This window comes from Altericroceibacterium indicum, from assembly GCF_009828105.1.
In the GTDB taxonomy this organism is placed as follows: domain Bacteria; phylum Pseudomonadota; class Alphaproteobacteria; order Sphingomonadales; family Sphingomonadaceae; genus Altericroceibacterium; species Altericroceibacterium indicum.
Genome location: NZ_WTYQ01000004.1, coordinates 12,027 through 34,066 on the forward strand (window position 1 = coordinate 12,027; position 22,040 = coordinate 34,066).

Sequence of the window (22,040 nt, forward strand, 5' to 3'; positions counted from 1 at the left end):
CGGCCTTTTCTCAATGCGGATCGGGATTGCGAACAGGCAGGTTCACCCGTGCCATTTTCCGGTTTCGCTTGGCCCTTATGTCCCCACAGGCTACTATGCTTCCTAAGGGCTTCTGCCTTGTTGGGAGTTACAAGATATGGGCTATTTCCTGATTGCATTGCTGGCGCTGCTGGTGATTTTCCTCCTGATGGCTGTGCGGGTCGTCAATCAAGGTTATATCTATACGATTGAACGGCTCGGCAAATTCACCAAGGCGGCGGAGCCCGGCCTCCATCTGATTGTCCCTTTCGTTGACCGGGTGGGGCGCAAGATCAATGTGATGGAGCAAGTGCTCGATATTCCGGGGCAGGAAATCATCACCCGCGATAACGCCATGGTCGGTGTGGACGCGGTGGTGTTCTTTCAGGTGCTGGATGCGGGCAAGGCGGCTTATGAGGTTTCTGGCCTCAACAATGCGATCATGGCGCTCACCACCACCAATTTGCGCACAGTGATGGGCTCGATGGATTTGGATGAAACCCTTTCCAAGCGTGATGAAATCAACGCTCGTCTGCTCTCGGTTGTCGATCATGCGACCTCACCATGGGGCATCAAGATCACCCGCGTCGAGATCAAGGACATCCGTCCACCGCTCGATATTTCGGAAGCGATGGCCCGCCAGATGAAAGCTGAACGTCTGAAACGCGCTGAGATCCTCGAAGCGGAAGGCGATCGTGCCTCTGCTATTTTGCGCGCTGAAGGTGAAAAGCAGTCGGCTATCCTCTCTGCAGAAGGCAAGCGCGAGTCTGCTTTCCGTCAGGCCGAAGCGCGTGAACGTCAGGCAGAAGCCGAAGCCAAGGCGACGCAGATGGTGTCTGATGCGATCGCGCAATCCGGCAGTCAGGCGATCAATTATTTCATCGCGCAGGAATATACCAAGGCCGTGGCAAAATTTGCTGAGTCCCCCAATGCCAAGACCATCCTCTTCCCGGTGGAGGCCACGCAATTGATCGGAACACTGGGCGGTATCGGGGAACTGGCCAAGGAAGCCTTATCGGAAAACAAGGCGCAGAACGCCGGGGGCAAATCAGGTGATGGTGCGCGGACTGAACGGCCGATGCCGCGCTCTTCCTCTGGCGTTCCGATTGGTGGCGGCCGCTGATGGACTGGTTCGACGGGGTTGACGCGCATTGGGTCTGGCTGACCCTTGGTGTGGTGCTGGCAGGCCTAGAAATGCTGGTGCCGGGCGTCTATCTCATCTGGCTGGCGATAGCGGCGATCATCACCGGGCTTTTGACCCTTGCGATTGAACCGAGCTTGCCGATGCAGGTGATTGATTTCGTATTTCTGGCGCTGATCGCCGTCTATTCCGCGCGCCGCTACCTCCGCGATAGCCCCATCGAAAGTTCAGACCCGATGCTCAACCATCCAGCGCAGCGGATGGCGGGCAAGATGGTTGAGGTGACTCAAGCGATTGAAAATGGGGAAGGCCGGGTGCGGCTGGGGGACAGCGAATGGCTCGCCAGTGGGCCGGATGCAGCGGTGGGCACCAAAATGCGCATCACGGGCGCCAATGGAACGGTTTTGCTGGTAGAGCCGCTCAATCTGTTACCCCCGGCAAGCGAAGCTGCCAGCCAGGGGTAGGCTGATTATAATTACTGATTGGCTGGCTGCATGGCAAAACGGCCATTGCGGCGATAGCGGGTCATCCAGCGGTTGAGAAACAGGCTCATCGGTTTAGGCGTCACGCCCAGTTCCTTGATGCCGGGCAGGGTGCCGCTGGCCGTGCTGCCGTCTTTCAGCATGGTCCACTGATCCTTGTTCATCGGCGTGCCGGGCAGGGCAGCAAACAATCCGGTGAGCGAATCAGGTACGGCAATGAAATGGCGCTTGCGTTCCTGAGCGGCGGCGATTTTTTCATTGATCGCACCCATGGTCATCACATCAGGGCCAGCCAGTTCGTAAGTCTTGCCGCCATGGGTCGCCGGGTCAGCTAAAGCATTGCCAATCGCTTCTGCTGCATCATCCACCCATAAGGGCTGAAGCTGCGAATCAGACCCAAACACCGGCACAACCGGGAAGGAAGAAATCACCGAGCCAAACATGTTGAGGAAATTATCATCCTCACCGAACAGGACGGACGGGCGCATCACTGTCGCTTGCGGGAACGCACCGAGCACGGCCTGTTCACCCAGAGCCTTGGTGCGGGCGTAATCGCTTGAAGAATTAGCATCAGCGCCGATGGCCGAGACATAAACAAAGCTGCTGGCTCCGGCCTGCTTGGCAATCTGTGCGGCCTTTCCGGCCCCTTCAGCCTGGATTGCATCGAGCTTGCCGGAAAATGCGCCGACCAGATAGACGACGGCATCTGCACCATGCATCGCTGCTTCAAGGCTCTTTTCATGTGTCACATTGCAGCGCGCGAATTGAAGCTGGCCCAGATTCGCCAGCGGCTTCAGCGTATAAGCCTTTTCAGGATTGCGGCTGGCCACACGCAGGCGCGCGCCACGGTTTAGCAAATCCTGTGCAATATGAGTTCCGACATAGCCGCTGCCGCCAATAAGGACGACGAGCTTTCCATCGAGAGCGGATGATTGGGGCATAAGATTCAAGTCCAGATCTGTCGCAGCAAAATGAATGCAGTCAGCCCATATCACGCGAATATATCCGTGCAATGGCTGCAGCCACGCCTGCCATGCCGCAAGCGCACGCTCCTCGCAAGTATGGTGGTGCACCGTGGCCGATAAGGATTAAATTGTTTAAATGTGCGATTGCCGTTGACAAGACTCCCATACCTTCGTTATCGGCGCGCTCCTACCCAGCGACGAACTTCGATGATCGTCTGCTACGGGTGCCCAGATGGCGGAATTGGTAGACGCACCAGCTTCAGGTGCTGGCGATCGCAAGGTCGTGGAGGTTCGAGTCCTCTTCTGGGCACCATTTACCCTTCTCAGGACAGCTCAAAACGTCCCATAAGTGGCTGTTTTCCGACGTTTTTTGTGGTATAGGTTTCTCATCGAAAACCACTCGAAACCATCACTAACCATCAAGTTGATGGTCGATTTGATGGTCTCGGCGGAGGTGATTGAGGAGAGACCATCATGGCGCTGTCAGTGGTTGCGATCAAAGCCGCCAAGAGTCGCGAAAAGTCATACAAGCTCACCGATCGAGATGGTCTTTATCTCGTAATTTGGCCCACCGGCGCCCGCAGCTGGAAAATGAATTACCGCTATCTCGGCAAGCAGAAGACACTAACGTTCGGGCAGTGGCCGGCGGTCGGCCTCGCTGACGCACGAAAAAAGTGCGATGCTGCGCGTCAGGTCCTCGCCCGTGGAGAAGACCCGGGCGAGCTGGCGAAGCTTGAACGGATCGCTGCAAGCGTCGCGTCCGCAAACAGCTTCGAGGCCGTGGCTGACGAATATCTCGCAAAGATCGAGAAAGAAGGCCGCTCCCCCGTCACCATGAAGAAAAAGCGATGGCTGATCGGCTTTATCGACAAGTCCATCGGCAAGCGGCCGATCAGCGCAATTTCGGCCCCGGAGCTGCTACTCACCCTGTGCAAGATGGAAAAGAAGGGGAAGTATGAAACCGCGAGGCGGCTCCGCAGCACCTGTAGCCAGATCTTCCGGTACGCGATCGCTACAGGTCGCGCAGAACGTGACGTGACCGTCGATCTCAGAGGAGCTTTGATCGTACCGAAAGCGGTCCATCGACCGGCCATCACCGATGCGTCCGAAGTCGGCGGCTTGCTGTGCGCAATAGAATCGTTCGATGGGCATCGCACCACACAGATTGCGCTAAAGCTGATTCCGCACGTCTTCGTCCGACCGGGAGAGTTGCGCCACGCCGAATGGACGGAATTCGACCTGGACGCTAACGTATGGAAGATCCCGGCGGAGAAAACGAAAATGCGCCGCCCGCATGCCATCCCGCTGTCGCGACAAGCGCTCGAAATCATTGGATCAATCGAGCACAATGCAGACTACAGTCGCTACTTGTTTCCCTCGCTGCGTTCGGTTCAGCGACCCATGTCGGAGAACACTGTAAACGCCGCCCTCCGGCGCATGGGTTACGCCCAGGAGGAGATGACCGGCCACGGCTTCCGCGCCATGGCGGCCACGCTCCTCAACGAGATGGGCCTTTGGAACCCCGACGCTATTGAGCGGCAACTCGCGCATCAGGACAGCAATGCCGTTCGTCGCGCCTACGCGCGCGGAGAGTTTTGGGAAGAGCGTGTCCGCATGATGCAGCACTGGTCCGACTATCTGGATCAACTTCGCGACGGGGCAAAGGTTTTGAAAGGTGACTTCGGTCAGCGAGCGACGAATTCAAGCTAGTCCATCAAGGTCGTCAGTATCATACCCCATCGGGTCGGCGATCCAGCGTTCTACCGCGGATTCGCGCCACCCTGTTCCGCGCGCGCTGATCGGGATTTGGCGAGGGAACGAGCCTTCATCGATTTTGCGGTATAGCGTCGAACGAGAAAGACCGGTCCGGTCGAGGACGGTCTTGAGGCGAATAATTCGGTCAGTTTTCGACATGGGATGTCCTTCCATCTCCTGCGAGTTGGCGGCGCTCCCTGAGATCAAATTGACGGGCTGGCGGCCAAGCGCAACCCGTATTTCGCTGCCATCGTAGCCGCGCGTGGACATGTCGGCAGATACTGAACCATGGCGGTCCCTCGCGGCCTAAGCTGCTTCGCGGCGGCTAAAGTCGGAAGTTGGTGCCTCGCTTCGCCCTCCAGGAGAGTAAGAGGGCGGCGGCTGTCGCCGTGATGGTTCGAGTGTCGGGAGAGAGGCTCCCGGCCGGGCCGTCGCGGAGATATGTTATGACACAAGTTCAGGTTCTCGACGCGAGCCCCGACAGGAGCGGCGGCTACAAGGTGGATGTCGGTCGCGGCCAGCGGATCGGGCGGGTCTCATCCGAATGGTTCAGCCGTCCGGCGGATCAACGCTATCTGTCGCTCAATGAACTGATGGCGGCGGTGAAGGGCCGGGCGGAACGCAGCCGGACGCGCACGGTGGAGAGCGCGGCGATCCAGGTCGAAGCCCATCGTGACGATCCCGAGCGGCTCGCTTTGGTTCTTCCGGATGCGGACAAGCCGCTGGCGCCGACCCACTGGAGCTTCGGCCAGCTTGCGAGCCTGGTTGGCGCACCGGCATCATACATGCGCCAGCTCCCCGCGCCGCTCGCCGCGATCAACCTGCAATACGGTCTCACCAATCACCGCGCCGAGCAGGTCAAGACGCTGGAAACCGAGGATGGTCGCACCAAGCTGCGCGCGGTCACCGGCCCCGACTATGGCCGCATCTATGATCATGAACTGGTCGCCGCCGTGCAGCGCATTGCGGGCAACGGTACCGGCGATACGCGTTGGAAGGTGACGTCAGCACCCGCCGACATTGCCGCCATTCGAATCCCTCACATGGCATCTTGGTAACTGCCGTTTGTTCAGACGGTCTCTCGGTAGACAAAGCGTGATCCCACCTTAAATTTGCCCGATGCGGATTTTTATCAGCTCGCTCATCACTGGCTTCGAAGCTCAGCGGACAGCTGCACGTAGGGCCGTCACCACGCTCCGGCACGAGCCAGTGATGGCAGAGGACTTTGGCGCTCAGCTAAACTCACCCCAGATCGCTTGCCTGCAGGGTTTGCGAGCGAGCGATGCAGTGGTTCTGGTCCTTGGCGAGCACTATGGTTTTGTGCCCCCGAACTCTACCCTATCGGCGACCCATCAGGAATACCGCGAGGCGCGCGAAACCAAGCCGGTTTTCGCTTTTATTCAAGAGGGCATTTCTCCAAGCCCCGAACAGGCCGCTCTTATTGCCGAGGTGCAGGCTTGGGAGGGAGGACTGTTCCGCGGCAGCTTTGTGAACGCCGATGACCTTCAAGACGGCGTGACGCGCGCGCTCCACGATGTGACATTGGCTAACGCGACGGGGCCTGTCGATGAGCAGGAAATGACAGCTCGCGCTTCGGCTATGCTTCCAGCTGAAAGTCAGAATCAGGCAACGCCTGCTATGCTTGAATTGGTTATGCGCCGCTATCGCCGTGCAATCACGGAGACCGCGGGCTTTTATAATACTGTGGGCTTTAACGACGACACGCGTGCATTTCTCTCCATTCCGGCTCGACATGATCTGGCCCGGCGGATCGATTGCGGTTTTCTCGCTGAACTTGTTGCGCAACACAGCCTTGAAGATTGGGAAGCTGCGGATCTTGCTCAGGACCTTGCCTATAATCTCGCCAAAAAGGCTTACCGACTGTGACGTTTACGCAAAATCGCTTGTCTTCTGAACGGCTAGCTCAAGTGTCAGCGGGCAGCCGGTTTTCTTATAACCGCACACAACAGGCGATCGGTATTGTCCACTTTGGAATTGGGGCTTTTCACCGCGCACATCAGGCTTGGTACACGGATCGCGCCATGGATGCGGGCGACAGGAATTGGGCGACTTGCGGGGTTTCTTTGCGAAGCAAAAATGTCGCCGATCAACTCACTCCGCAAGACGGTCTTTATACGGTAGCGGAACGCTCTGAACGGGGCACCCATTTGTGTGTCGTCGGCGCAGTTCAGGAAGTTCTCGTTCATCCGCGCGACTGCAATGCTATTATTGAACGCTTGTCATCACCTGATACGCATATCGCCAGCTTCACAGTTACGGAAAAAGGGTATTGCCGCAGCGCAGATGGATCTCTTGACCCTGACCGCGCCGGGGCGGGCTCCATCTATGACTATCTCACCCGCGGACTGGCCTTGCGCAAAGAGCGCGGTCTTTCTGGGCTCACGCTTCTTTCATGTGACAATTTGGCTGACAATGGGCGCCAGCTAGAACGGCTCTTGAAGGCATATTGTGCAGAAAATGATGCACAACTTGGCGAGTGGATCGCAACCAATTGTACCTTCCCATGCACTATGGTCGACCGGATCGTTCCCGCGACAACCGATGCTGACCGAACAGACATTATGGAAATACTGCAAGTTCAGGATGAAGCCGCTGTGGTGACAGAGTCTTTCACCCAATGGGTGATTGAGGACAAATTTGCCGGCCCTCGTCCAGCTTGGGAACAGGTCGGCGCAGAAATCGTGTCTGATGTTGCGCCTTATGAGACTGCAAAGCTCAGAATGCTCAATGGCGCACATTCTGCTTTGGCCTATCTCGGCCTGAAGGCAGGATATACCTTTGTTCATGAAGCGATTGGCGACCCGGCATTGCGATCATTGGTCGAACAGTTAATGCGCGAGGAAGCAGCGCCGACTGTTGCCACTGCGGATGGGCAGAGCCTGCCTTCTTACGCAGAGGCTTTGATCGCCCGGTTCGCTAATCCTGCTTTGCAGCATAAGCTCATTCAGATCGGAATGGACGGTAGCCAGAAGATTCCTCAGCGTTGGCTGGAGACACTCGAAGCCAATCGCACTGCCGGGCGGCAGTGCCCGGCGATCATTGCTGCGATGAAAGCATGGTTTGCGCATCTGCGCGGAGATAATGGCCCTGTTGAAGACCCAATGGCCGATCGTCTGACCGAAATCGCGAGCCGTACGAGTGATGCGCAATGCGCTGTGGCATTATTTGGCGAAGGTGGGATGATGCCGAGAATTTGGCAGGTTTCCGAAGAAAAACTGCAGGCGCTCTTTTCGTAAGTTTTAAGAGCGCCATTCTGTAGCGGAAGCAGCCTATTTTTGCGATGAGGCTGCCTGTGTGATCCGTTTACGGAGCCACAACAGGCCGGGGTCAGCCTCACGCGTGGCGTGGAACTGCATCATCTCGCGCATGGGCGGAATAGGGAAGGGAATCCCCAGAATTCGCAGTGGCAAACGTTCTGCCATTAGCCGCGCCAGACTTTCGTGCATCACACAAAAGCGCATGGTGCCCGGCACGAGGAACGGGGCCTGGATGAATGACGGTGCCCGTACTTCTATGCGCCGTTCTATGCCCTGACTTTTGAACCATTCCTCTGCAAATGTGAACTTGCGTCCAACACTGACGCCCACATGTCCCGCATCCGTGAAGTCCTTTCGAGATATTGGCGCAGTGAGGAGGGGGTTCCCGGTCCAGCCGACCGTCACGTGTTGTTCCTCGAGAACCAGCTCGCAAGGATGATCCGGGTGGACGAACATCTCAGGCGTCAGCAGCAGGTCCAGCTCTCCATTCGCCAGCGAGACTTGAGATGTTGGGCCGGGAAGCTCGAAGGTGAATGCAATACCCGGCGCTTCCTGGCCAAGTGCATTCACCAGCGGGGCAAGCAGTACCGTCGTGATATAATCGGATGCTGCAATCCGGAAATGCCGTTCGGAATGCTGGGGATCGAAGCGGCCCTGCCGCGCGATTAATACGCGAAGTTGAAATATCTTTTCCGCAATCTCAGGCTGTAATGCCATCGCGAAAGGGGTGGGTAACAGCTTCTTGCCGTGCTGTGCCAGAATGTCGTCCTGAAAGCTCTCACGGAGCCGTTTCAGTGAAGCGCTCATCGCCGATTGCGTGACGTTCAGCCTGTTGGCTGCTTTCGTGACGCTTTGTTCCTGCATGAGCACATCGAACGCGACGAGCAAGTTGAGATCAAAATTGTCGAGCCGCATAAATGATCGATATCATTCATGATAACGGACCGAAATAAAAAAATTGGTATCTGCAATTATTCAGGGGATGGGGGCATCCCACCAAGCTGAGAAGGGGCCATCCGCTCGGCTGATCTCAGTCTACTTCGCCAATATCAGAAACAGAAGGCAAGTCATCGTGACGGGTAGGCGCGTGATGAGATGAATGGCTCCGGGAAAAAAGCGTCAAGTGAGCGCAGAAACTGGATGTGCCCTGTTTCACGTGCTATATTAACTCATACAAAATATAATGATCTGGTTTGAGGATTGAGATGGCTAAGCGATATTTCACAGGTGCATCCCGCAGAGAATTTTTGGTGAGCTCGGGGAAGGGGGCGTTAATTGCTGGTCCGCTGTTTTCGGCAACTTGGCCATCCCAGGCACAAGCCGCTTCTGCCACGCAGAACGAGCCCAAGTTGCAGCCGTTCGACCTTGCTGATGTGACCTTGCATGACAGTCCATTCCTGCATGCTCAAAACAAGACTGAAGCCTATCTCTTATCCCTGCAACCTGATCGCATGTTGCATAATTTCCGCGTGAATGCCGGGTTGACACCCAAGGCACCTGTCTATGGGGGCTGGGAGTCCGAAGCAACATGGGCTGATATCAACTGCCACGGCCACACACTGGGCCATTATCTGTCTGCTTGCGCGCTGGCCTACCGTTCGACTGGCAAAAATGAATATCGGAAGCGAATTGACTATATCGCCAGCGAACTGGCGGCATGTCAGAAGGGCGCCAATAGCGGCCTAGTGTGCGCCTTTCCGGATGGGCCTGCCTTAGTCGCAAGGCATCTGCGTGGTGAGCCGATCACAGGGGTGCCATGGTACACGTTACACAAGATTTTTGCCGGGCTTCGCGATGGGGCATTGCTGACGGACAGCGCTATGGCCCGTGCTGTGTTGCTGCGGTTTGCTGATTGGGCCGTGGTCGCCACGCGCCCTTTGAGCGATGCGCAGTTTGAAACCATGTTGGAGACTGAGCATGGCGGCATGAGTGAAGTCTTTGCCGATCTCTATGATATGACCGGCAATGCAGACTATAAAACAGTGGCTGAACGTTTCGCGCAGAAAGCGATCATGAAACCGCTGGCGCAAGGCCATGATTATCTTGATGGTCTCCATGCGAACACGCAATTGCCGAAGATCATAGGTTATCATCGCGTTTGGGAGATGACTGGCAAGCCGGAATATCGGGACGCTTCCCTGTTTTTCTGGCGGACGGTGGCGCTGACCCGCTCCTTTGCTACAGGCGGGCATGGCGATAATGAGCACTTCTTCCCGATGGCTGATTTTGCGGATCATGTCTTTTCAGCAAAAGGCTCGGAAACATGCTGCCAGCACAATATGCTGAAGCTGACGCGAGGCCTGTTTCAGCATGACCCACAGGCTGCCTATATGGATTATTACGAGCGCACGCTCTATAATGGTATCCTTGCATCGCAAGATCCGGATAGTGGGATGGCAACATATTTTCAGGGCGCAAGACCCGGCTATATGAAGCTTTATCACACGCCTGAAGATTCCTTCTGGTGCTGCACTGGCACGGGGATGGAGAACCATGTCAAATATCGGGACACGATCTATTTCCACGATGATGATGCGCTCTATGTGAACCTGTTCGTGCCTTCATCGGTTGAATGGAAGGGCAAGGGGGCAACCATCACCCAAGTGACCAGCTTCCCGCAGTCTCCCACAACAACACTGCGTTGGGCTTCAAAAAAGCCGTTTCATGCTAGTCTGAAGCTGCGGCACCCGCATTGGAGCGACAGGGCGATTGTATTGGTCAACGGTGTGGAGGCGGCCCGTTCAGACATGCCGGGGACATATGTTGAACTGGCGCGCAACTGGCGCGATGGTGATCAGGTCGACTTGCAACTGGCAATGGAAGTGAGCGTCAGCAGCGCACCGGCTGCGCCAGACATCATTGCCTTCACTTATGGTCCATTGGTTCTGGCTGGCGCATTGGGCAGCGATGGCTTGCAGCCGGGCACTGACATAATCGTGAATGAGCGCAAATATGGCGAATATAACAATACGCCATTCACTGCACCGATGCTGGCTGGCGAGACGGATGAGCTTTCAAGCGCCGTGCGTCTTACTGAGCGTCCGCTGGAATTCACTATTCCTGCAAGCGATGGGACAGCTCTTCGCCTGATCCCTTATCACACAATCGCGCATGAACGTTATGCGACCTATTGGCAGGTTGGCGCGACTGTCACTTGAATTCCGTTCGTTGTTGCAGATCACCTTGTTCCCCCATCGGCAAAGAGTGTGCCGATGGGGGAACAGGAACTGGACCTATCAGAGGCTTTAGGCCTGAACGACTTTCTGTTCGATCACGCCAAAAGGCATGGTGCCGTCTGAGGTGATGGCGCTCATCCGGATATGCTCACCAAATTGCAGGAAGGGTGTTTGCGGTGCACCCTCCTCGATCATTTCGATCGCACGACGCTCAGAGATACAGCTTGAACCAACCTTGGCATAGGCTTCATTGGCAACCGTGCCTGAACCGATGATGGTGCCGGCCACAAGCTCTCTGGTTGCTGCCGCATGGGCGACGAGCTCATGAAAGCCGACGCTCATTTCCCGGCCATTCGCAGCACCAACACGCTCACCATTGCGATCAATCAACAGATCGAGGCATACGCGGCCATCTTGCCAGGCATCGCCAAGTTCATCAGGTGTCACGCAGAAGGGTGCCATTGAGCAAGCAGGTTTGGCCTGAACCCAGCCAAAGCCGGTGTTCATTTCAGGCACAGCCAGAGCACGCAAAGACCAATCATTGATCTGCACAATGAGCTTGATATGCGCCATGGCATCTTCTGCGGAAGTGCCCATGGGCACAGTGTCGACAATGACGCCAAATTCACCTTCAAAATCGATGCCATTTGCTTGTGTCACAAATGGAACCTCTTCCAGAGGCCCGTAGAACCGGTCTGACATTCCCTGGTACATCAGGGGCTTGTCATGGGCGATTGGCTTGGTGTCAAATGCCACCTGCATCAGGCGTGCATGTGTGTCGAAAGCCGAGCCATCCAGCCATTGCCAGGAGCGCGGCAAGGGCGCGCGCATATCTGTTGGATCGATTGCGTCGCCAGCGCCGCTTGCCAGACGCTCAGCCGCTGCGCGGCATTCAGCTTCGGCATTAGGCCAATCTTCGATGGCGGCGAGCAGATTGGGCCAGCGAGACCCAACTGGCAAGCAGCGCTCGCCATCCTCTGAGATAGCGACCAACTCGCCATCAGCCGTTCCATTGGCACGGGTTGCAAGCTTCATTTTGCCAGGCTCTCATCAAATTTGCCATCGATCAGGATGAAGGCAATGCGGCAATTGCGATCTGTGCGGTTGGCCCAGCCGTGATTGGTGCCTCTTTGAACTACGATATCTCCAGCCCGAACGACAGTTTCGCCTTCATCGACAATCAGGACAAGCTCCCCTTCAAGGACAATCCCGTAATCGATGGTTTCTGTGCGATGCATATGGGCATGGCGCGCGCCTTCACCAAAGGACGAGGCATCCGCAGCGCCAACTTCAGCAAAATGCGCACGGGCTTCTTCAACGCTTTGATTAGCCAGCGATGGTGCATCCGGCGGGATATCGAGAATACGAATCCGGGTGCCGTTGGTGGGCGGTGCAAGGCGGATACCCTCTTCCTCAGGCTCGCCTGAGGCTGCATCAATCGGGCAAGGCGTTGCCCTAGTATTCCAGATTTCGTGGAACATCGGCCCTGTTTCTCCACCGATACGCTGCATCCGTGGAGCCGGGCCATCTTCCTGGATAATGGCACGACCTTGAAGGTCGTGCCCGGTAACAATGCGCCTGATTGGCTTTATGGTCATGCTCAGTGTCCTTGCTTATAGCTCTGAGATAAATTGGGCAGATATCGTTCCGGTCAGGCTGTTGCACCGCCCAGTGTTTCTGCGAACCAATCTGCAAGAAGATCACGGGCATAAGACATATTGTCTGCGCCGACGTGTTCCACGCCGCCTTCACGCTCGGTGAAGATGAATTTCTCACGCTTGGGAGAATTGACCAGTTGATCGTAAAGATCATCGGCATAGCCGACGCTGATCTGGCGATCATGGGCACCATGTGTAACGAGGAAGGGCACTTTGATGCTGCCCATGTGGCCGTTGAGGTTCATGTCATTCGACTTCTCAAGGAAGTCTTCCATGTCTTTTGCACCAAAGGTCCAGAAAACATGCTCCCAATAATGGGGGACAGGGTTTTCACCTTCGCGCGCGATGCGCTTGTCTTGCACTTCACGCCAATTGTGGTTGGCACCCCATACCGCGCCACTGGCAAATCGCGGTTCATAAGCCACTGCGCGAGGAGCAAAATGCCCACCTAGTGAAATGCCGGTCATGCCGATGCGCTTGCTATCAACACCGTTCTGCGTTTCCAGCCAGTCGACCGCTTTTGAAGCCCAGTTTTCTGAATGGGGATCGACCGGCAAATTCTGAAGCCGCAAAGCTTCACCTGTCCCGGGCTGATCGACGCACAGAGTGGAGATCCCGCGCCGGGCCAGTTCTTCCGGCAATTTGGTCCAGTAGAGCATTTCTTTGCAGCTATCGAGACCATTGCAGAACACGACACAAGGCCGGTCTCCATCGCCGATCCCTTGAGAAAAAAGTGCGCTCATGGTGCCATGGGTCAGCGGAATTTCGACACGCTTGCGATTGATTTTGCCGAGACTGGTTGAGCGATCGAAAGCTTCGCGTGCCTGGGCGTAGGTTTCTTTGCGCCCGTCAGACCCATGGGCCTGCATCCGCTCAGCCACCAGGAGATAGAGGGATGCACGTTCCAGCTTATTGGAAGCAGAGAAAGCGCGGCCTTTGGCTTCGTCTTCAGCCGCCAGTTCAAGCAGCTTGTGGCCCATCTTGGCCCATTGTGCCATGAACTGCGGTGTGCCCGTATCCGCGCCGCTATCGGCGGCATCTTTGATAGGTTGGCACATATCGACGATTTCGCCGATCCGGCCTCCGCTTTCCATCGCAATCGCGACGGAGAGGTTCCAGATATAATTGGGAAAATAAGAAAACAGCGCCATGAGAATTATACCTTAGCCGGTTGGAAAAGACGGGGGTCGGGGTGGGGCTTTGGCATGGTTTGCGGGCCACCTGTTCCGATCCCCCACTGATCCATGACCATCGGACTGGGTTCATGAACCTTGCCTTCATGATTTTCAAAATCGACTTCTTCCAGCTCGGAAGTATATTCCACTGCGAAGCCACCGGGGGTGCAGAAATAGCTGAATGTGTTGTTACCGGCAGTGTGCCGACCTGGGCCCCAGCGAATATCCGTGCCGCGTTTGCGCAGGCGATTAATCCCGCGCATCATATCGTCGATGCTCATGACATCATAGGCCACATGATTGAGGCATGGCGGTCCGGGCAGGATGGCAATGCGGTGATGCGCTGAATTGCAACGCAGGAAGCACATGAAATCACCCAGCCAGTCTGAAACGCGAAAGCCCAGAACATCGGTGAAGAATTTCACGGCCGCATGATGGTCTGGGGAATGCAGCACGATATGGCTGATCTTCACCGGTGTGCCTTCCCAGCGTTCCATAGCGCGCTTGTCGAGGCGCTTTACGCCGCTGGATACTTCAAAGGGTAAACCATCGGGAGAGAAGAAACGAAAAGCATAACCGCCGCCGGGGCTATCGATTTCACGTGGTCCGTGAATGATCTTGCAGCCAGCTTCGCTCACCTTGGCAAAAAGAGCGTCAACATCGGCCTGGCTGTCGGCGGCGAGGGCGATAACTTCTACGCAATTGGTGTCGTTCTTGTGCAAGCGAACGACATGATGTTCATCATGTCCATGTGTCTTCAGCCATGCAGTGTCGGCATTTGCCTCTACCTCAACAAGTCCCCAATCATCCTGGTAAAATTTGCGCTCAGTTTCGAAGTCTTCCACCCCGTAACCGACATAGCGTATTTCAGTAACGCGGCTCATTTTAGTACCTTCCATTTCAAATAGGTTCTGCAGTTTTTTCAAACATTTCGGCGGTCGCGCGAGCGTTATCGACAGCCGGTCCTTTGCCCAATTGCCCAAAGCAAATGGCCAGCGAACTATCGACGATATATTTGCATCTCTCGAAGCGACGTTCGCGATAGGCGCTCAGTGCGTCTTCGATGGTGTCAGCCTTGGCGAGTTCTTTTGCCAGCACGATAGAATCTTCGATCGCCATTCCGGCACCCTGCCCCAGATGAGGGGTTGTTGCGTGGATGGCATCGCCCAGCAGCGTCACCCGTCCGCGATGCCATGGCCCTTCCAGCATCATACCTTCGAGTGGCCGATAAACGACCCCTTCATCATCGGTGATATTTTCGGCGAGTTCACGGATTTGCGGAGCGCAATGCGCAAGCTTGTCCCGCATCGTTTTGGCAAGGCCTTTGGTTTCATACCACGGCTTGTCTGGTTCTGGTGTTGTCACAAACATATACATCAGGTCATCGGCCATCGGGACAAGCCCAATACCCGTTGGGCCGTTGTAGGCGTGCAAAGCATCCAGATCTGGAGGGCAGGGCAGATTGTATCGCCATACTGCCTGGCCGGTATATTCAGGGCCGGGTGCATCTGGGAAAAGCCATTCGCGGGTCTGGGAATAGACCCCATCTGCCCCGATCACGAGATCATAGGTTTCTTCTCGGCCATCCGAGAAGACCACGCGGACGCAATCTCCCAGATCCTCCAATTCGGTGAATGTCACACCCAGCCGGATCTCGGCGCCACTTTCGATAGTGCGTTCGCCGAGCAGCTTATGCAAAGCCGGACGAGAGATGCCGACATTGGCCGGATATCCCGGCACCAAACGGGGCGAGGGCACTTTTGCAACCTGTGTCCCATCTGGGGCGTGAACAGCCACAAAGTCGAAGCCTTTGGCAGAGCTGATGTAATCGTCCAGCAAATCGAGCTGTGCCATGGCGCGCAACACATTGCCTTGCTGGATGATGCCGACGCCATAGACGGACCATTCAGGGTCTTTCTCTATAACCGTCACCTGATGGTCATCACGGCGCAAGGCGATGGCGGAGGTCAACCCGCCAATGCCGCCGCCGACTATTAAAATGTTCAGTTTTTTCATGCTCAATACCTGCTTAGATCGGTAGCGATGACTGTGGGGTGAGTGTAATTTTCACCGATTTCTTCGAGATAGCCCATCATATCCCGGCCATCCGCCGCCGGTGCGACGAAATGGGTTATAACCAATCGTTTGGCATTGGCCGCAGCGGCCATGGTACCAACGTCAGAAGGTGTCAGATGATGGGCGCGCAAGTGGGCTTCCAGACCCGCCAGCATTTGCGGGTTGGGGTTGGGGGCGTTCTTGCGAACGTCGGAGATCGTGCGATCGACGTCCATCATTTCTGCCACCAGCAGATCTGTCCCCTTGGCGAGTTCTTCAACAGCTTTGCTGGGACCAGTATCGCCAGTGTAGGTGATTGAGCGCTCAGGGGTGTCAAACCGGAAAGCCAGCGATTGATAGGCCTGATCCTCAGGACTCCCCGGAGCAAAGCTGTAATGCGTGTTCTTGCGGGCTTGAACTTTGATGTCATCCACCATCAGTTCGGCTTCGTCGCTTAACTCTACCACGGTGATACCCGTATCAGCGGGCATGGATTTCACCCCGGGTTGGCCAAAGGCGGAGCGCGTTGCCGGCCCCATGTAAGCCCATATTCCCTGCACTGTTTCCGCTGTTCCAGGAGGACCATAAATGGTGAGGGGGGAGAAGATGTTGGTCTGCCAGCGTAAACCAAGCAGCGCGGGCAGCCCGCCTGTGTGATCGAAGTGGAGATGGCTGAGGAACACGGCATGTATCGAGGCCAGCGGTATATCTGCTTTGGCCATTTGCTCTACCGTTCCATCGCCCGCATCGACGAGATAGGTTGCTCCTTCATACAACAGGGCATTGGCTGGCTGGGACCGCTCGCCAATGGCGAGCGGTCCTCCACGTGTTCCTAATGTCACCCAAGAGGCATCATTGTCTTGTGCCTGGGCAGGCAATGACCCTGCCGCAGCAGCCAGAACCAGAAGTGGTGACATTAACGCTTTCAGCATCAGAATTTCACCGATGCCCGCACGCCATAGGTGCGAGGAGCGGAGGACACATATTGCAGGCTTGAACCAAGACCATAGATCGGCGCATTGCCAACCTGCCGGTTGCCTTCAATATTGCGAACGTAGGCTGCCAGCTCCCACTTGGCATTATCACGGCTGAAAGCCAGTTGCGCATTGCTCTGCCAATAGCTGCCAGCCAGTTGCTCGGGCAGGAATTCGGCCTGAACATAGCGCTTGGAACGGAATTGCGTGTCGACACTCGGCGTCATCATCAGGCTGCCGATAGCGAATGTGTGCTGAGCGCTAAGATTGATCGTCCATTTGGGAGCATTGAAGGCAGGGAAGCCGGAGCAATCTACGGTGACAGTGCCATTGGCGATGCTGTTCGCACAGCCATTGAGCGGGGGTGTCTGGCCGACAGGCTCCGTATAGACGAAGCTATCATATTTGCTGTCCACATATTGAACATTGGCGGCCAGCAGCGTGTTCTGGGTCGGCTGGAACTGCGCCCCTGCCTCCACACCTTTGATTGAGGACTGGCCGACATTCTGGCTGAACTGGCCTTGATTGCCATTGGCATCAATCCCGATTCTGCCAATTTGCTGATCCTTATAATCCCACCAAAAGGCTTCAACATTGAGCTGAAGGCGATTGTTCAGCAGGCGGTTCTTAACGCCAATTGTGTAAGCCGTGATATATTCCGGAGCGAAGGTTTCATATCCTGCCGCCAGTGAAAAACCACCGGAACGATAGCCGCGTTCGACACTGGCATAGAGGAGTGAACGGGCCGCCAGATCATATTCTGCCGCCAACCGCCAGGTTACTTCGCCTGCCTTGAGCGATGAGTCTACTCTAGTTTGCACGCGTGACAGGATTGCGCCTGTGGTGCCAATTGGCCGTGCCTGACCGACTGGGGGCACGATGAAAGGGGCCTGTAGTTCATCCAGGCTGTCGGTTACGGGAAGCAATGGAACATCGGGGCAGTTGGGCACGCCATAGGCATTTCTTTGCGTGCAGATGTCGAGCACAACATCAGCCACACCGTCGAAGCTCTTGCGGTCCTTCGTATAGCGCAGGCCACCAATCAGACGGAAACGGTCGGTGAGGTTGGCTGTCAACCTTCCGAAAACGGCCCAGCTTTTCGTTTTGGCGTTAAATTCCTGATAGGTATTCAGGGCTTGCTGAGCGAATGTGTAATTGCCGTCATTGGTTTCATCGAAATAGAATGCGCCCAGAATGTAGTCGAACATTCCGACAGGATTGCCATTTAAGCGTGCTTCAAGGCTGAATTGCTCGTCTTCCTCCTGGATCCAGCCAATGAAGGCCGGTGTGCCGAACTTGTAGTCCAGTTTGGTTTTACGCCATGCCGGAATGACCGTGAAAGTGCCGATCCCTGTTTCCAGATTAACCTCTGCATTGAGGCCGTAAGAATCATTATCCTGATAGATATCATCGTCCAACACGTCCGCATTGCGGCCGGACAGGCCGAGGAAAATCGTCTTGCGATATTCTTGTGAAGCGGGGTCAAACAGGCCGGTCTTCAAATCAAGGCCGGATGGTACGAAATTGTAAGCACCTGTACTGAAATCCAGCGCATATTGGCCAGCGTAAGACGATCCCGATCCGGCTCCGCCGACGTGGGAATAATCACCTGCAAAACGCACATTCAATTCAGGAGTTGGCTGAAACAGCAGTTGCGCACGTACTGCCTGCATCTTCTCATCATTGGTGCCGTCACTCAAATAGCCGTCGCGATCAATGACGTTACCTGCGATGCGAAATGCGGCATTGTCTGACAGACCAAGATTGAGTGATGCCTGGGCATTGAGGGCATTGTAATTGCCATAGCTCAGCGTGGCGGAACCGGAATTTTCACCGATTTTAGGCTTTGCTGGAATAATGTTGATCGCACCAGCGGTTGCATTGCGACCATACAAAGTGCCTTGCGGACCTTTGAGAACTTCAATTCGCTCCAGATCGTAAAACAGACCTGACGTTGAGGTCGGTCGGGCAATATAAACCCCGTCATAATTGACTGCGATTGCTGGATCGGAATAGCCGTTTACCGTGAAATTGCCGACACCCCGCAGGAAGAATGTCTTATTCGCGCCGCCTGCTTCCTGAACATTGAGTGCCGGAACGATCTGACCCAGATCTGACGGTTGGCTGATGCCCGCATCGACGAGGCTATTCCCGCCCACGACGTCGATTGCTACGCCTGCCCTTTGCGCTGATTCTTCCCGTCTCTGAGCGGTCACGACAATTTCAGCCAAGCCTGCATTAGTGCTGGTCGCTTCAGTTTGCGTGCTGTCACCAGTATCGGTTTGTGCAGCCACGGTTACGGGTAAAAGCAATGCTATGGCTGTGCCAAGCATCAGGGGTGAACGCCTCATATCCATATCTCCCAACAGCCCCTTTTTGAGCCTTGGTGGGATGAGTGTCATGAGTAGAGGTATTAGTCTAACTATTACTATCGATAGTTTTTCATCAATAAATATGATGGATAGACTTTAGTGGTTTTGGTCAAGCCTATTGGCGTCATTCGACCTGCGGATGACCGAATGCCCTGCTACCCGTAAGGTGGAGCGTACCCATGCTACTCAACCTACGATAAGCGCATATCCAAGAAGATTACGCGCAAGGTCCAGATTGCGCGGAGGAGCAGGACTTGCCCCGGCCTCATAGAAGCGCCTGTTCTGGCTGGCTGGGTCAGATCATGTCAGGCATAGGGGAAATTAAAATCCAGCTTGCTGAAAGGCGCGCCCATTTTGCATTTCGCGCAAGCCCGAAGCTGTTTGCTCCTTATCTCTTGCGGAAGCCTGCCAGATAAAGCGCCCCATCAAGCGGGTCCCCGATAGGATCACTCAGCAATTGGACTGTGCGCGAACGCAGCCATTGGCTCATTCTAGGGGCGAGGCCGCCGACCAATGTGCAGCGGGTGGCACCGCGTTCGAAGATAGTCTCTATAAAGCGTTCGATATGACCCGCGGCATGTTCCACGATCGAGCGGGCGATTTCATCATCTGCTTCGGCGTAATCCATGACCACTGGCGCAAAAGAACCATAGTCGCGCGGCGTGGCGTGATCCATCCAGGCAATCGCCTGCGCAGTATCATGATTGAACCGTTCTGCCACGGCGAGGCTGAGTTTCGTGGTGCGCGTACGGCCGTCCAGTGCCCGCAGTGCATGGCGCATGGCACTGAGGCCCAAGGCTGCGCCGCTGCCTTCGTCCGAAATGGGGAAGCCATAACCGCCGATCGTAAAATCTTCGCCATTTACACGCAATTGCGCCGCGCTGCCGGTGCCGATGATGAGGATTGCGCCATCCTTCCCGCCATGAGCACCGAGGTTCGCAACCTGTGCATCCGTGGCATAATGGACTGAGGCAAAGCCGAAATCGAGCTGCGCTAATGCCTCGGCCATGCCGGGTCTCGTGCTTCCGGCAATCCCCATGCCTGCGCGAATTTGCGCGCGTTGCACGATCGACAGCCCGGCTTCGGCAATCGCCTGATCGACAGTGTTGCTCAGCGTTTCATAGAGAGCTTCGACACCGATCCCGGCATTGGCAGAACCGGATTTGCCCGTGCCGATAATGGCCCCTTCTGCATCTATCAGCCGGGCGCGGCAATTACTGCCACCAGCGTCTATCCCAAGGTAATAGGTCATGCGCGAGATTCTCCATCTGCCCAGCCACGCTGCCGCGAGGTCTGTCCGATGCCGGGGTTTAACTGATTGCGAGGGTCAATATGGCGATAGAATTTTTCAAGCTCGGGACGGGCCACATAAAGATGGCCGACATTATGTTCGGCCGGATATTGTGCATCGCGCTGATCGAGCAAATCCCACAAGGCATGTTCAAACGCGATCGGGTCCACACCCTTTTTCACGATATAATCCTGATGGAACACCTGACAGAAAAAGTGGCCGTAATAGAGCCGGTGGATGGTCGCTTCTTCAAGCTCGGGCGGCAATTGTTCCACCCATTCGCGATTGTTGCGCGGCAGGGCGACGTCCAGCGCAACAATGTCTTCCACGCTATCTGCATGAACAGCGCGATAGCGGATGGCGGCTCCGGCTGCGACAAAGCGATGGAGGAAGGCCTTGGCGGCTTCCTTGGGTGTGCATTCAAAATAGCCGCTATCGGTGCTTTGCGGGACAATCTGGTCCAGCAAGGCGCGTGTGGCATTGGCCATATGGGCCGGTACTTTGAGGATCAGATGATGCTCAAACCGATCCCGATAGCGCCGCATCGAAGGTGGCAGATGGTCGGGGATCAGGCGGCTGGACCATTGCATGATCCGGTCGCTCAAAGCGGCAGTGGTGAAGGGGATGCGTTCTGCCATGGCATCAAACCGGGCCTTGGCGGCAAAGAGCGCAGGCAGCCGGTCTGTACCGAGCCTTTCAATCGCAAAGAACATGTCCCGGCCATAAGTGTCTGCCACGTCAAAGCAGGTGCGATGCATATATTCGCCGGCAATGGGCAGTTCATCGAAATCACGCAGGATGGAGCGGCGTAATTCGGTCAGCCGGTCAGGCTGCGATGTGCCGATATAGAAGGTGGTCGTGTCCGCTTCTGCCGGGAATGTGTCGAGCCGGACAGCAAAGACAATCAGCTTGCCCGCACTGCCTGCGGCTTCGAACAGGCAGCGTGGATCGGCGTTGAAGCGCGCGGGTGTAGCGCTTTCAATATCGCGAACATGCTCAGCATAGCTATGGTCATGTGCCCAGCTATCAGCAGCGGGGTTGATATCCTGCGGGGAAAAATCGCCCTTTTCGAGCCGGACCAGCATCGTTTCAGGATCATCCCCCAGCGCAATACCAAGGTGGTTCACCAGCCGCAGCGTCCCATCATTCTGCACCTGCGCAAACAGGGCGAGCTGCGTATAGGCTGGCCCGCGCCGGATGAGCGATCCGCCCGAATTGTTGCAAACACCGCCCACCACTGATGCGCCGAGGCAGGATGATCCGATCACCGAATGGGGTTCACGGCCATAGGGGCGCAAGGCCCGTTCGAGGCTATAGAGTGTGGTCCCGGGTAGGCAGACCACCTGCTCTCCACCCTGAATGACTTGCAATTTTTCCAGCCGGGTCGTGCTGATGATCACCAACCCGCCGGGATAGTCTGCACCATCGGGCGTGGAACCGCCGGTCAGGCCAGTGTTGGAGGCTTGCAGGATGATCGACATATCCGCTGCAACACAGGCCTGTGCCGCACGCCACATATCGACAAGACTACCAGGGCGCACCACGGCAACAGCAGGCCCATCGCCCGTGCGATAGCCTTTGCGGTAGCGTGCTGTGCTGGCAGCGGATGTCAGCACATGCCGCCTGCCCACGATGCTGCGCAATTGAGCGATCAGTTGGCTTGCCCGCTCTGCCATTATTGCGCCCTTTGTGCTGTGTAC

At 56.0% G+C, this 22,040-nt stretch carries 17 protein-coding genes, 1 tRNA gene and 3 pseudogenes; 9 read left to right on the forward strand and 12 right to left on the reverse strand.

The genetic code is table 11. The features are described 5' to 3' along the window. The first annotated feature begins 136 nt into the window (after positions 1–136). On the forward strand, positions 137–1,141 hold the full coding sequence (locus GRI39_RS10970; protein WP_160739784.1) for an SPFH domain-containing protein: 1,005 nt from the start codon (positions 137–139) through the stop codon (positions 1,139–1,141). Further along, entirely contained in the window at positions 1,141–1,623 is a 483-nt protein-coding gene (locus GRI39_RS10975; RefSeq protein WP_160739785.1) for an NfeD family protein, read from the forward strand. Before GRI39_RS10970 ends, GRI39_RS10975 begins: the two co-directional genes overlap by 1 nt. Before the next feature lie 11 nt (positions 1,624–1,634). On the opposite strand, the gene GRI39_RS10980 is transcribed toward GRI39_RS10975, so the two are convergent. Further along, positions 1,635–2,582, reverse strand: coding sequence for a complex I NDUFA9 subunit family protein (locus GRI39_RS10980; RefSeq protein WP_160739786.1), 948 nt, complete (start codon positions 2,580–2,582; stop codon positions 1,635–1,637). A gap of 250 nt (positions 2,583–2,832) precedes the next feature. On the opposite strand from GRI39_RS10980, the gene GRI39_RS10985 reads away from it, so the two are divergent. Together GRI39_RS10985 and GRI39_RS10990 are read left to right on the forward strand one after the other, a co-directional pair. Continuing rightward, positions 2,833–2,919: transfer RNA gene (locus GRI39_RS10985), tRNA-Leu, on the forward strand. Between the two features lie 161 nt (positions 2,920–3,080). After that, positions 3,081–4,316 carry a tyrosine-type recombinase/integrase gene (locus GRI39_RS10990; RefSeq protein ID WP_160739787.1) on the forward strand — a complete coding sequence of 412 codons (1,236 nt, stop codon included), beginning with the start codon at positions 3,081–3,083 and terminating at the stop codon, positions 4,314–4,316. On the opposite strand, the gene GRI39_RS10995 is transcribed toward GRI39_RS10990, so the two are convergent. Further along, positions 4,308–4,520 carry a helix-turn-helix transcriptional regulator gene (locus GRI39_RS10995; protein WP_160739788.1) on the reverse strand — a complete coding sequence of 71 codons (213 nt, stop codon included), beginning with the start codon at positions 4,518–4,520 and terminating at the stop codon, positions 4,308–4,310. The genes GRI39_RS10990 and GRI39_RS10995 overlap by 9 nt on opposite strands. A gap of 287 nt (positions 4,521–4,807) precedes the next feature. Here GRI39_RS10995 and GRI39_RS11000 point away from each other — a divergent pair. The 4 genes and pseudogenes from GRI39_RS11000 to GRI39_RS11010 form a co-directional block, all read left to right on the forward strand. Then, positions 4,808–5,362: pseudogene (locus GRI39_RS11000) on the forward strand (DUF932 domain-containing protein); the annotation flags it as partial. Between the two features lie 118 nt (positions 5,363–5,480). After that, positions 5,481–5,720, forward strand: a pseudogene (locus tag GRI39_RS14600) (DUF4062 domain-containing protein); the annotation flags it as partial. 294 nt (positions 5,721–6,014) lie between these two features. Beyond that, a pseudogene (locus GRI39_RS14605) lies at positions 6,015–6,248 on the forward strand (glucuronate isomerase); the annotation flags it as partial. Beyond that, positions 6,245–7,618: a mannitol dehydrogenase family protein gene (locus GRI39_RS11010; RefSeq protein WP_160739790.1), complete on the forward strand. Its 1,374-nt coding sequence runs from the start codon at positions 6,245–6,247 to the stop codon at positions 7,616–7,618. The pseudogene GRI39_RS14605 and the gene GRI39_RS11010, both read left to right, overlap by 4 nt. 33 nt (positions 7,619–7,651) lie before the next feature. Here GRI39_RS11010 and GRI39_RS11015 read toward each other — a convergent pair whose 3' ends face one another. Then, the gene (locus GRI39_RS11015; protein WP_160739791.1) at positions 7,652–8,554 is read right to left on the reverse strand and encodes a LysR family transcriptional regulator; all 903 of its coding nucleotides are present in this window, start codon (positions 8,552–8,554) and stop codon (positions 7,652–7,654) included. A 290-nt stretch (positions 8,555–8,844) separates the two neighbouring features. Here GRI39_RS11015 and GRI39_RS11020 point away from each other — a divergent pair, with 290 nt between their 5' ends. Then, a complete protein-coding gene (locus tag GRI39_RS11020; RefSeq protein ID WP_160739792.1) occupies positions 8,845–10,797 on the forward strand; it encodes a glycoside hydrolase family 127 protein in 1,953 nt (650 codons plus the stop codon). Positions 10,798–10,884: 87 nt separating this feature from the next. Here GRI39_RS11020 and GRI39_RS11025 read toward each other — a convergent pair whose 3' ends face one another. From GRI39_RS11025 to dld, 9 genes are all read right to left on the reverse strand, one after another. Continuing rightward, positions 10,885–11,850 carry a fumarylacetoacetate hydrolase family protein gene (locus tag GRI39_RS11025; RefSeq protein ID WP_160739793.1) on the reverse strand — a complete coding sequence of 322 codons (966 nt, stop codon included), beginning with the start codon at positions 11,848–11,850 and terminating at the stop codon, positions 10,885–10,887. Further along, entirely contained in the window at positions 11,847–12,413 is a 567-nt protein-coding gene (locus GRI39_RS11030; RefSeq protein WP_160739794.1) for a cupin domain-containing protein, read from the reverse strand. Before GRI39_RS11030 ends, GRI39_RS11025 begins: the two co-directional genes overlap by 4 nt. Positions 12,414–12,466: 53 nt before the next feature. Continuing rightward, positions 12,467–13,624 carry an alpha/beta hydrolase family protein gene (locus GRI39_RS11035; protein ID WP_160739795.1) on the reverse strand — a complete coding sequence of 386 codons (1,158 nt, stop codon included), beginning with the start codon at positions 13,622–13,624 and terminating at the stop codon, positions 12,467–12,469. Between the two features lie 5 nt (positions 13,625–13,629). After that, positions 13,630–14,532, reverse strand: a complete 903-nt coding sequence (locus tag GRI39_RS11040) for a VOC family protein (RefSeq protein ID WP_160739796.1) — start codon at positions 14,530–14,532, stop codon at positions 13,630–13,632. 16 nt (positions 14,533–14,548) lie between these two features. After that, positions 14,549–15,664 carry an FAD-dependent oxidoreductase gene (locus tag GRI39_RS11045; RefSeq protein ID WP_160739797.1) on the reverse strand — a complete coding sequence of 372 codons (1,116 nt, stop codon included), beginning with the start codon at positions 15,662–15,664 and terminating at the stop codon, positions 14,549–14,551. Positions 15,665–15,666: 2 nt separating this feature from the next. Next, positions 15,667–16,635 carry an MBL fold metallo-hydrolase gene (locus GRI39_RS11050; protein WP_246205052.1) on the reverse strand — a complete coding sequence of 323 codons (969 nt, stop codon included), beginning with the start codon at positions 16,633–16,635 and terminating at the stop codon, positions 15,667–15,669. Then, positions 16,635–19,028, reverse strand: coding sequence for a TonB-dependent receptor (locus tag GRI39_RS11055; protein ID WP_211371568.1), 2,394 nt, complete (start codon positions 19,026–19,028; stop codon positions 16,635–16,637). The genes GRI39_RS11050 and GRI39_RS11055 overlap by 1 nt, the downstream gene beginning before the upstream one ends. A gap of 409 nt (positions 19,029–19,437) precedes the next feature. Beyond that, the gene (locus GRI39_RS11060) at positions 19,438–20,301 is read right to left on the reverse strand and encodes a glucosamine kinase nucleotide-binding domain-containing protein (RefSeq protein WP_160739798.1); all 864 of its coding nucleotides are present in this window, start codon (positions 20,299–20,301) and stop codon (positions 19,438–19,440) included. Further along, complete coding sequence (gene dld, locus GRI39_RS11065) at positions 20,298–22,016, reverse strand: D-lactate dehydrogenase (RefSeq protein ID WP_160739799.1); 1,719 nt, start codon at positions 22,014–22,016, stop codon at positions 20,298–20,300. The genes GRI39_RS11060 and dld overlap by 4 nt, the downstream gene beginning before the upstream one ends. Positions 22,017–22,040: the final 24 nt, after the last annotated feature.

What these genes read in the sequence shown, in the direction of transcription:
- GRI39_RS10975 (WP_160739785.1), top strand. Translation starts at nt 1,141, where the DNA reads ATGGACTGGTTCGACGGGGTTGACGCGCATTGGGTCTGGCTGACCCTT.
- GRI39_RS11030 (WP_160739794.1), bottom strand. Translation starts at nt 12,413, where the DNA reads ATGACCATAAAGCCAATCAGGCGCATTGTTACCGGGCACGACCTTCAA.
- GRI39_RS11055 (WP_211371568.1), bottom strand. Translation starts at nt 19,028, where the DNA reads ATGAGGCGTTCACCCCTGATGCTTGGCACAGCCATAGCATTGCTTTTA.
- GRI39_RS11035 (WP_160739795.1), bottom strand. Translation starts at nt 13,624, where the DNA reads ATGGCGCTGTTTTCTTATTTTCCCAATTATATCTGGAACCTCTCCGTC.
- GRI39_RS11020 (WP_160739792.1), top strand. Translation starts at nt 8,845, where the DNA reads ATGGCTAAGCGATATTTCACAGGTGCATCCCGCAGAGAATTTTTGGTG.
- GRI39_RS10970 (WP_160739784.1), top strand. Translation starts at nt 137, where the DNA reads ATGGGCTATTTCCTGATTGCATTGCTGGCGCTGCTGGTGATTTTCCTC.
- GRI39_RS10990 (WP_160739787.1), top strand. Translation starts at nt 3,081, where the DNA reads ATGGCGCTGTCAGTGGTTGCGATCAAAGCCGCCAAGAGTCGCGAAAAG.
- GRI39_RS10995 (WP_160739788.1), bottom strand. Translation starts at nt 4,520, where the DNA reads ATGTCGAAAACTGACCGAATTATTCGCCTCAAGACCGTCCTCGACCGG.
- dld (WP_160739799.1), bottom strand. Translation starts at nt 22,016, where the DNA reads ATGGCAGAGCGGGCAAGCCAACTGATCGCTCAATTGCGCAGCATCGTG.
- GRI39_RS11025 (WP_160739793.1), bottom strand. Translation starts at nt 11,850, where the DNA reads ATGAAGCTTGCAACCCGTGCCAATGGAACGGCTGATGGCGAGTTGGTC.
- GRI39_RS10980 (WP_160739786.1), bottom strand. Translation starts at nt 2,582, where the DNA reads ATGCCCCAATCATCCGCTCTCGATGGAAAGCTCGTCGTCCTTATTGGC.
- GRI39_RS11040 (WP_160739796.1), bottom strand. Translation starts at nt 14,532, where the DNA reads ATGAGCCGCGTTACTGAAATACGCTATGTCGGTTACGGGGTGGAAGAC.
- GRI39_RS11060 (WP_160739798.1), bottom strand. Translation starts at nt 20,301, where the DNA reads ATGACCTATTACCTTGGGATAGACGCTGGTGGCAGTAATTGCCGCGCC.
- GRI39_RS11015 (WP_160739791.1), bottom strand. Translation starts at nt 8,554, where the DNA reads ATGCGGCTCGACAATTTTGATCTCAACTTGCTCGTCGCGTTCGATGTG.
- GRI39_RS11050 (WP_246205052.1), bottom strand. Translation starts at nt 16,635, where the DNA reads ATGCTGAAAGCGTTAATGTCACCACTTCTGGTTCTGGCTGCTGCGGCA.
- GRI39_RS11045 (WP_160739797.1), bottom strand. Translation starts at nt 15,664, where the DNA reads ATGAAAAAACTGAACATTTTAATAGTCGGCGGCGGCATTGGCGGGTTG.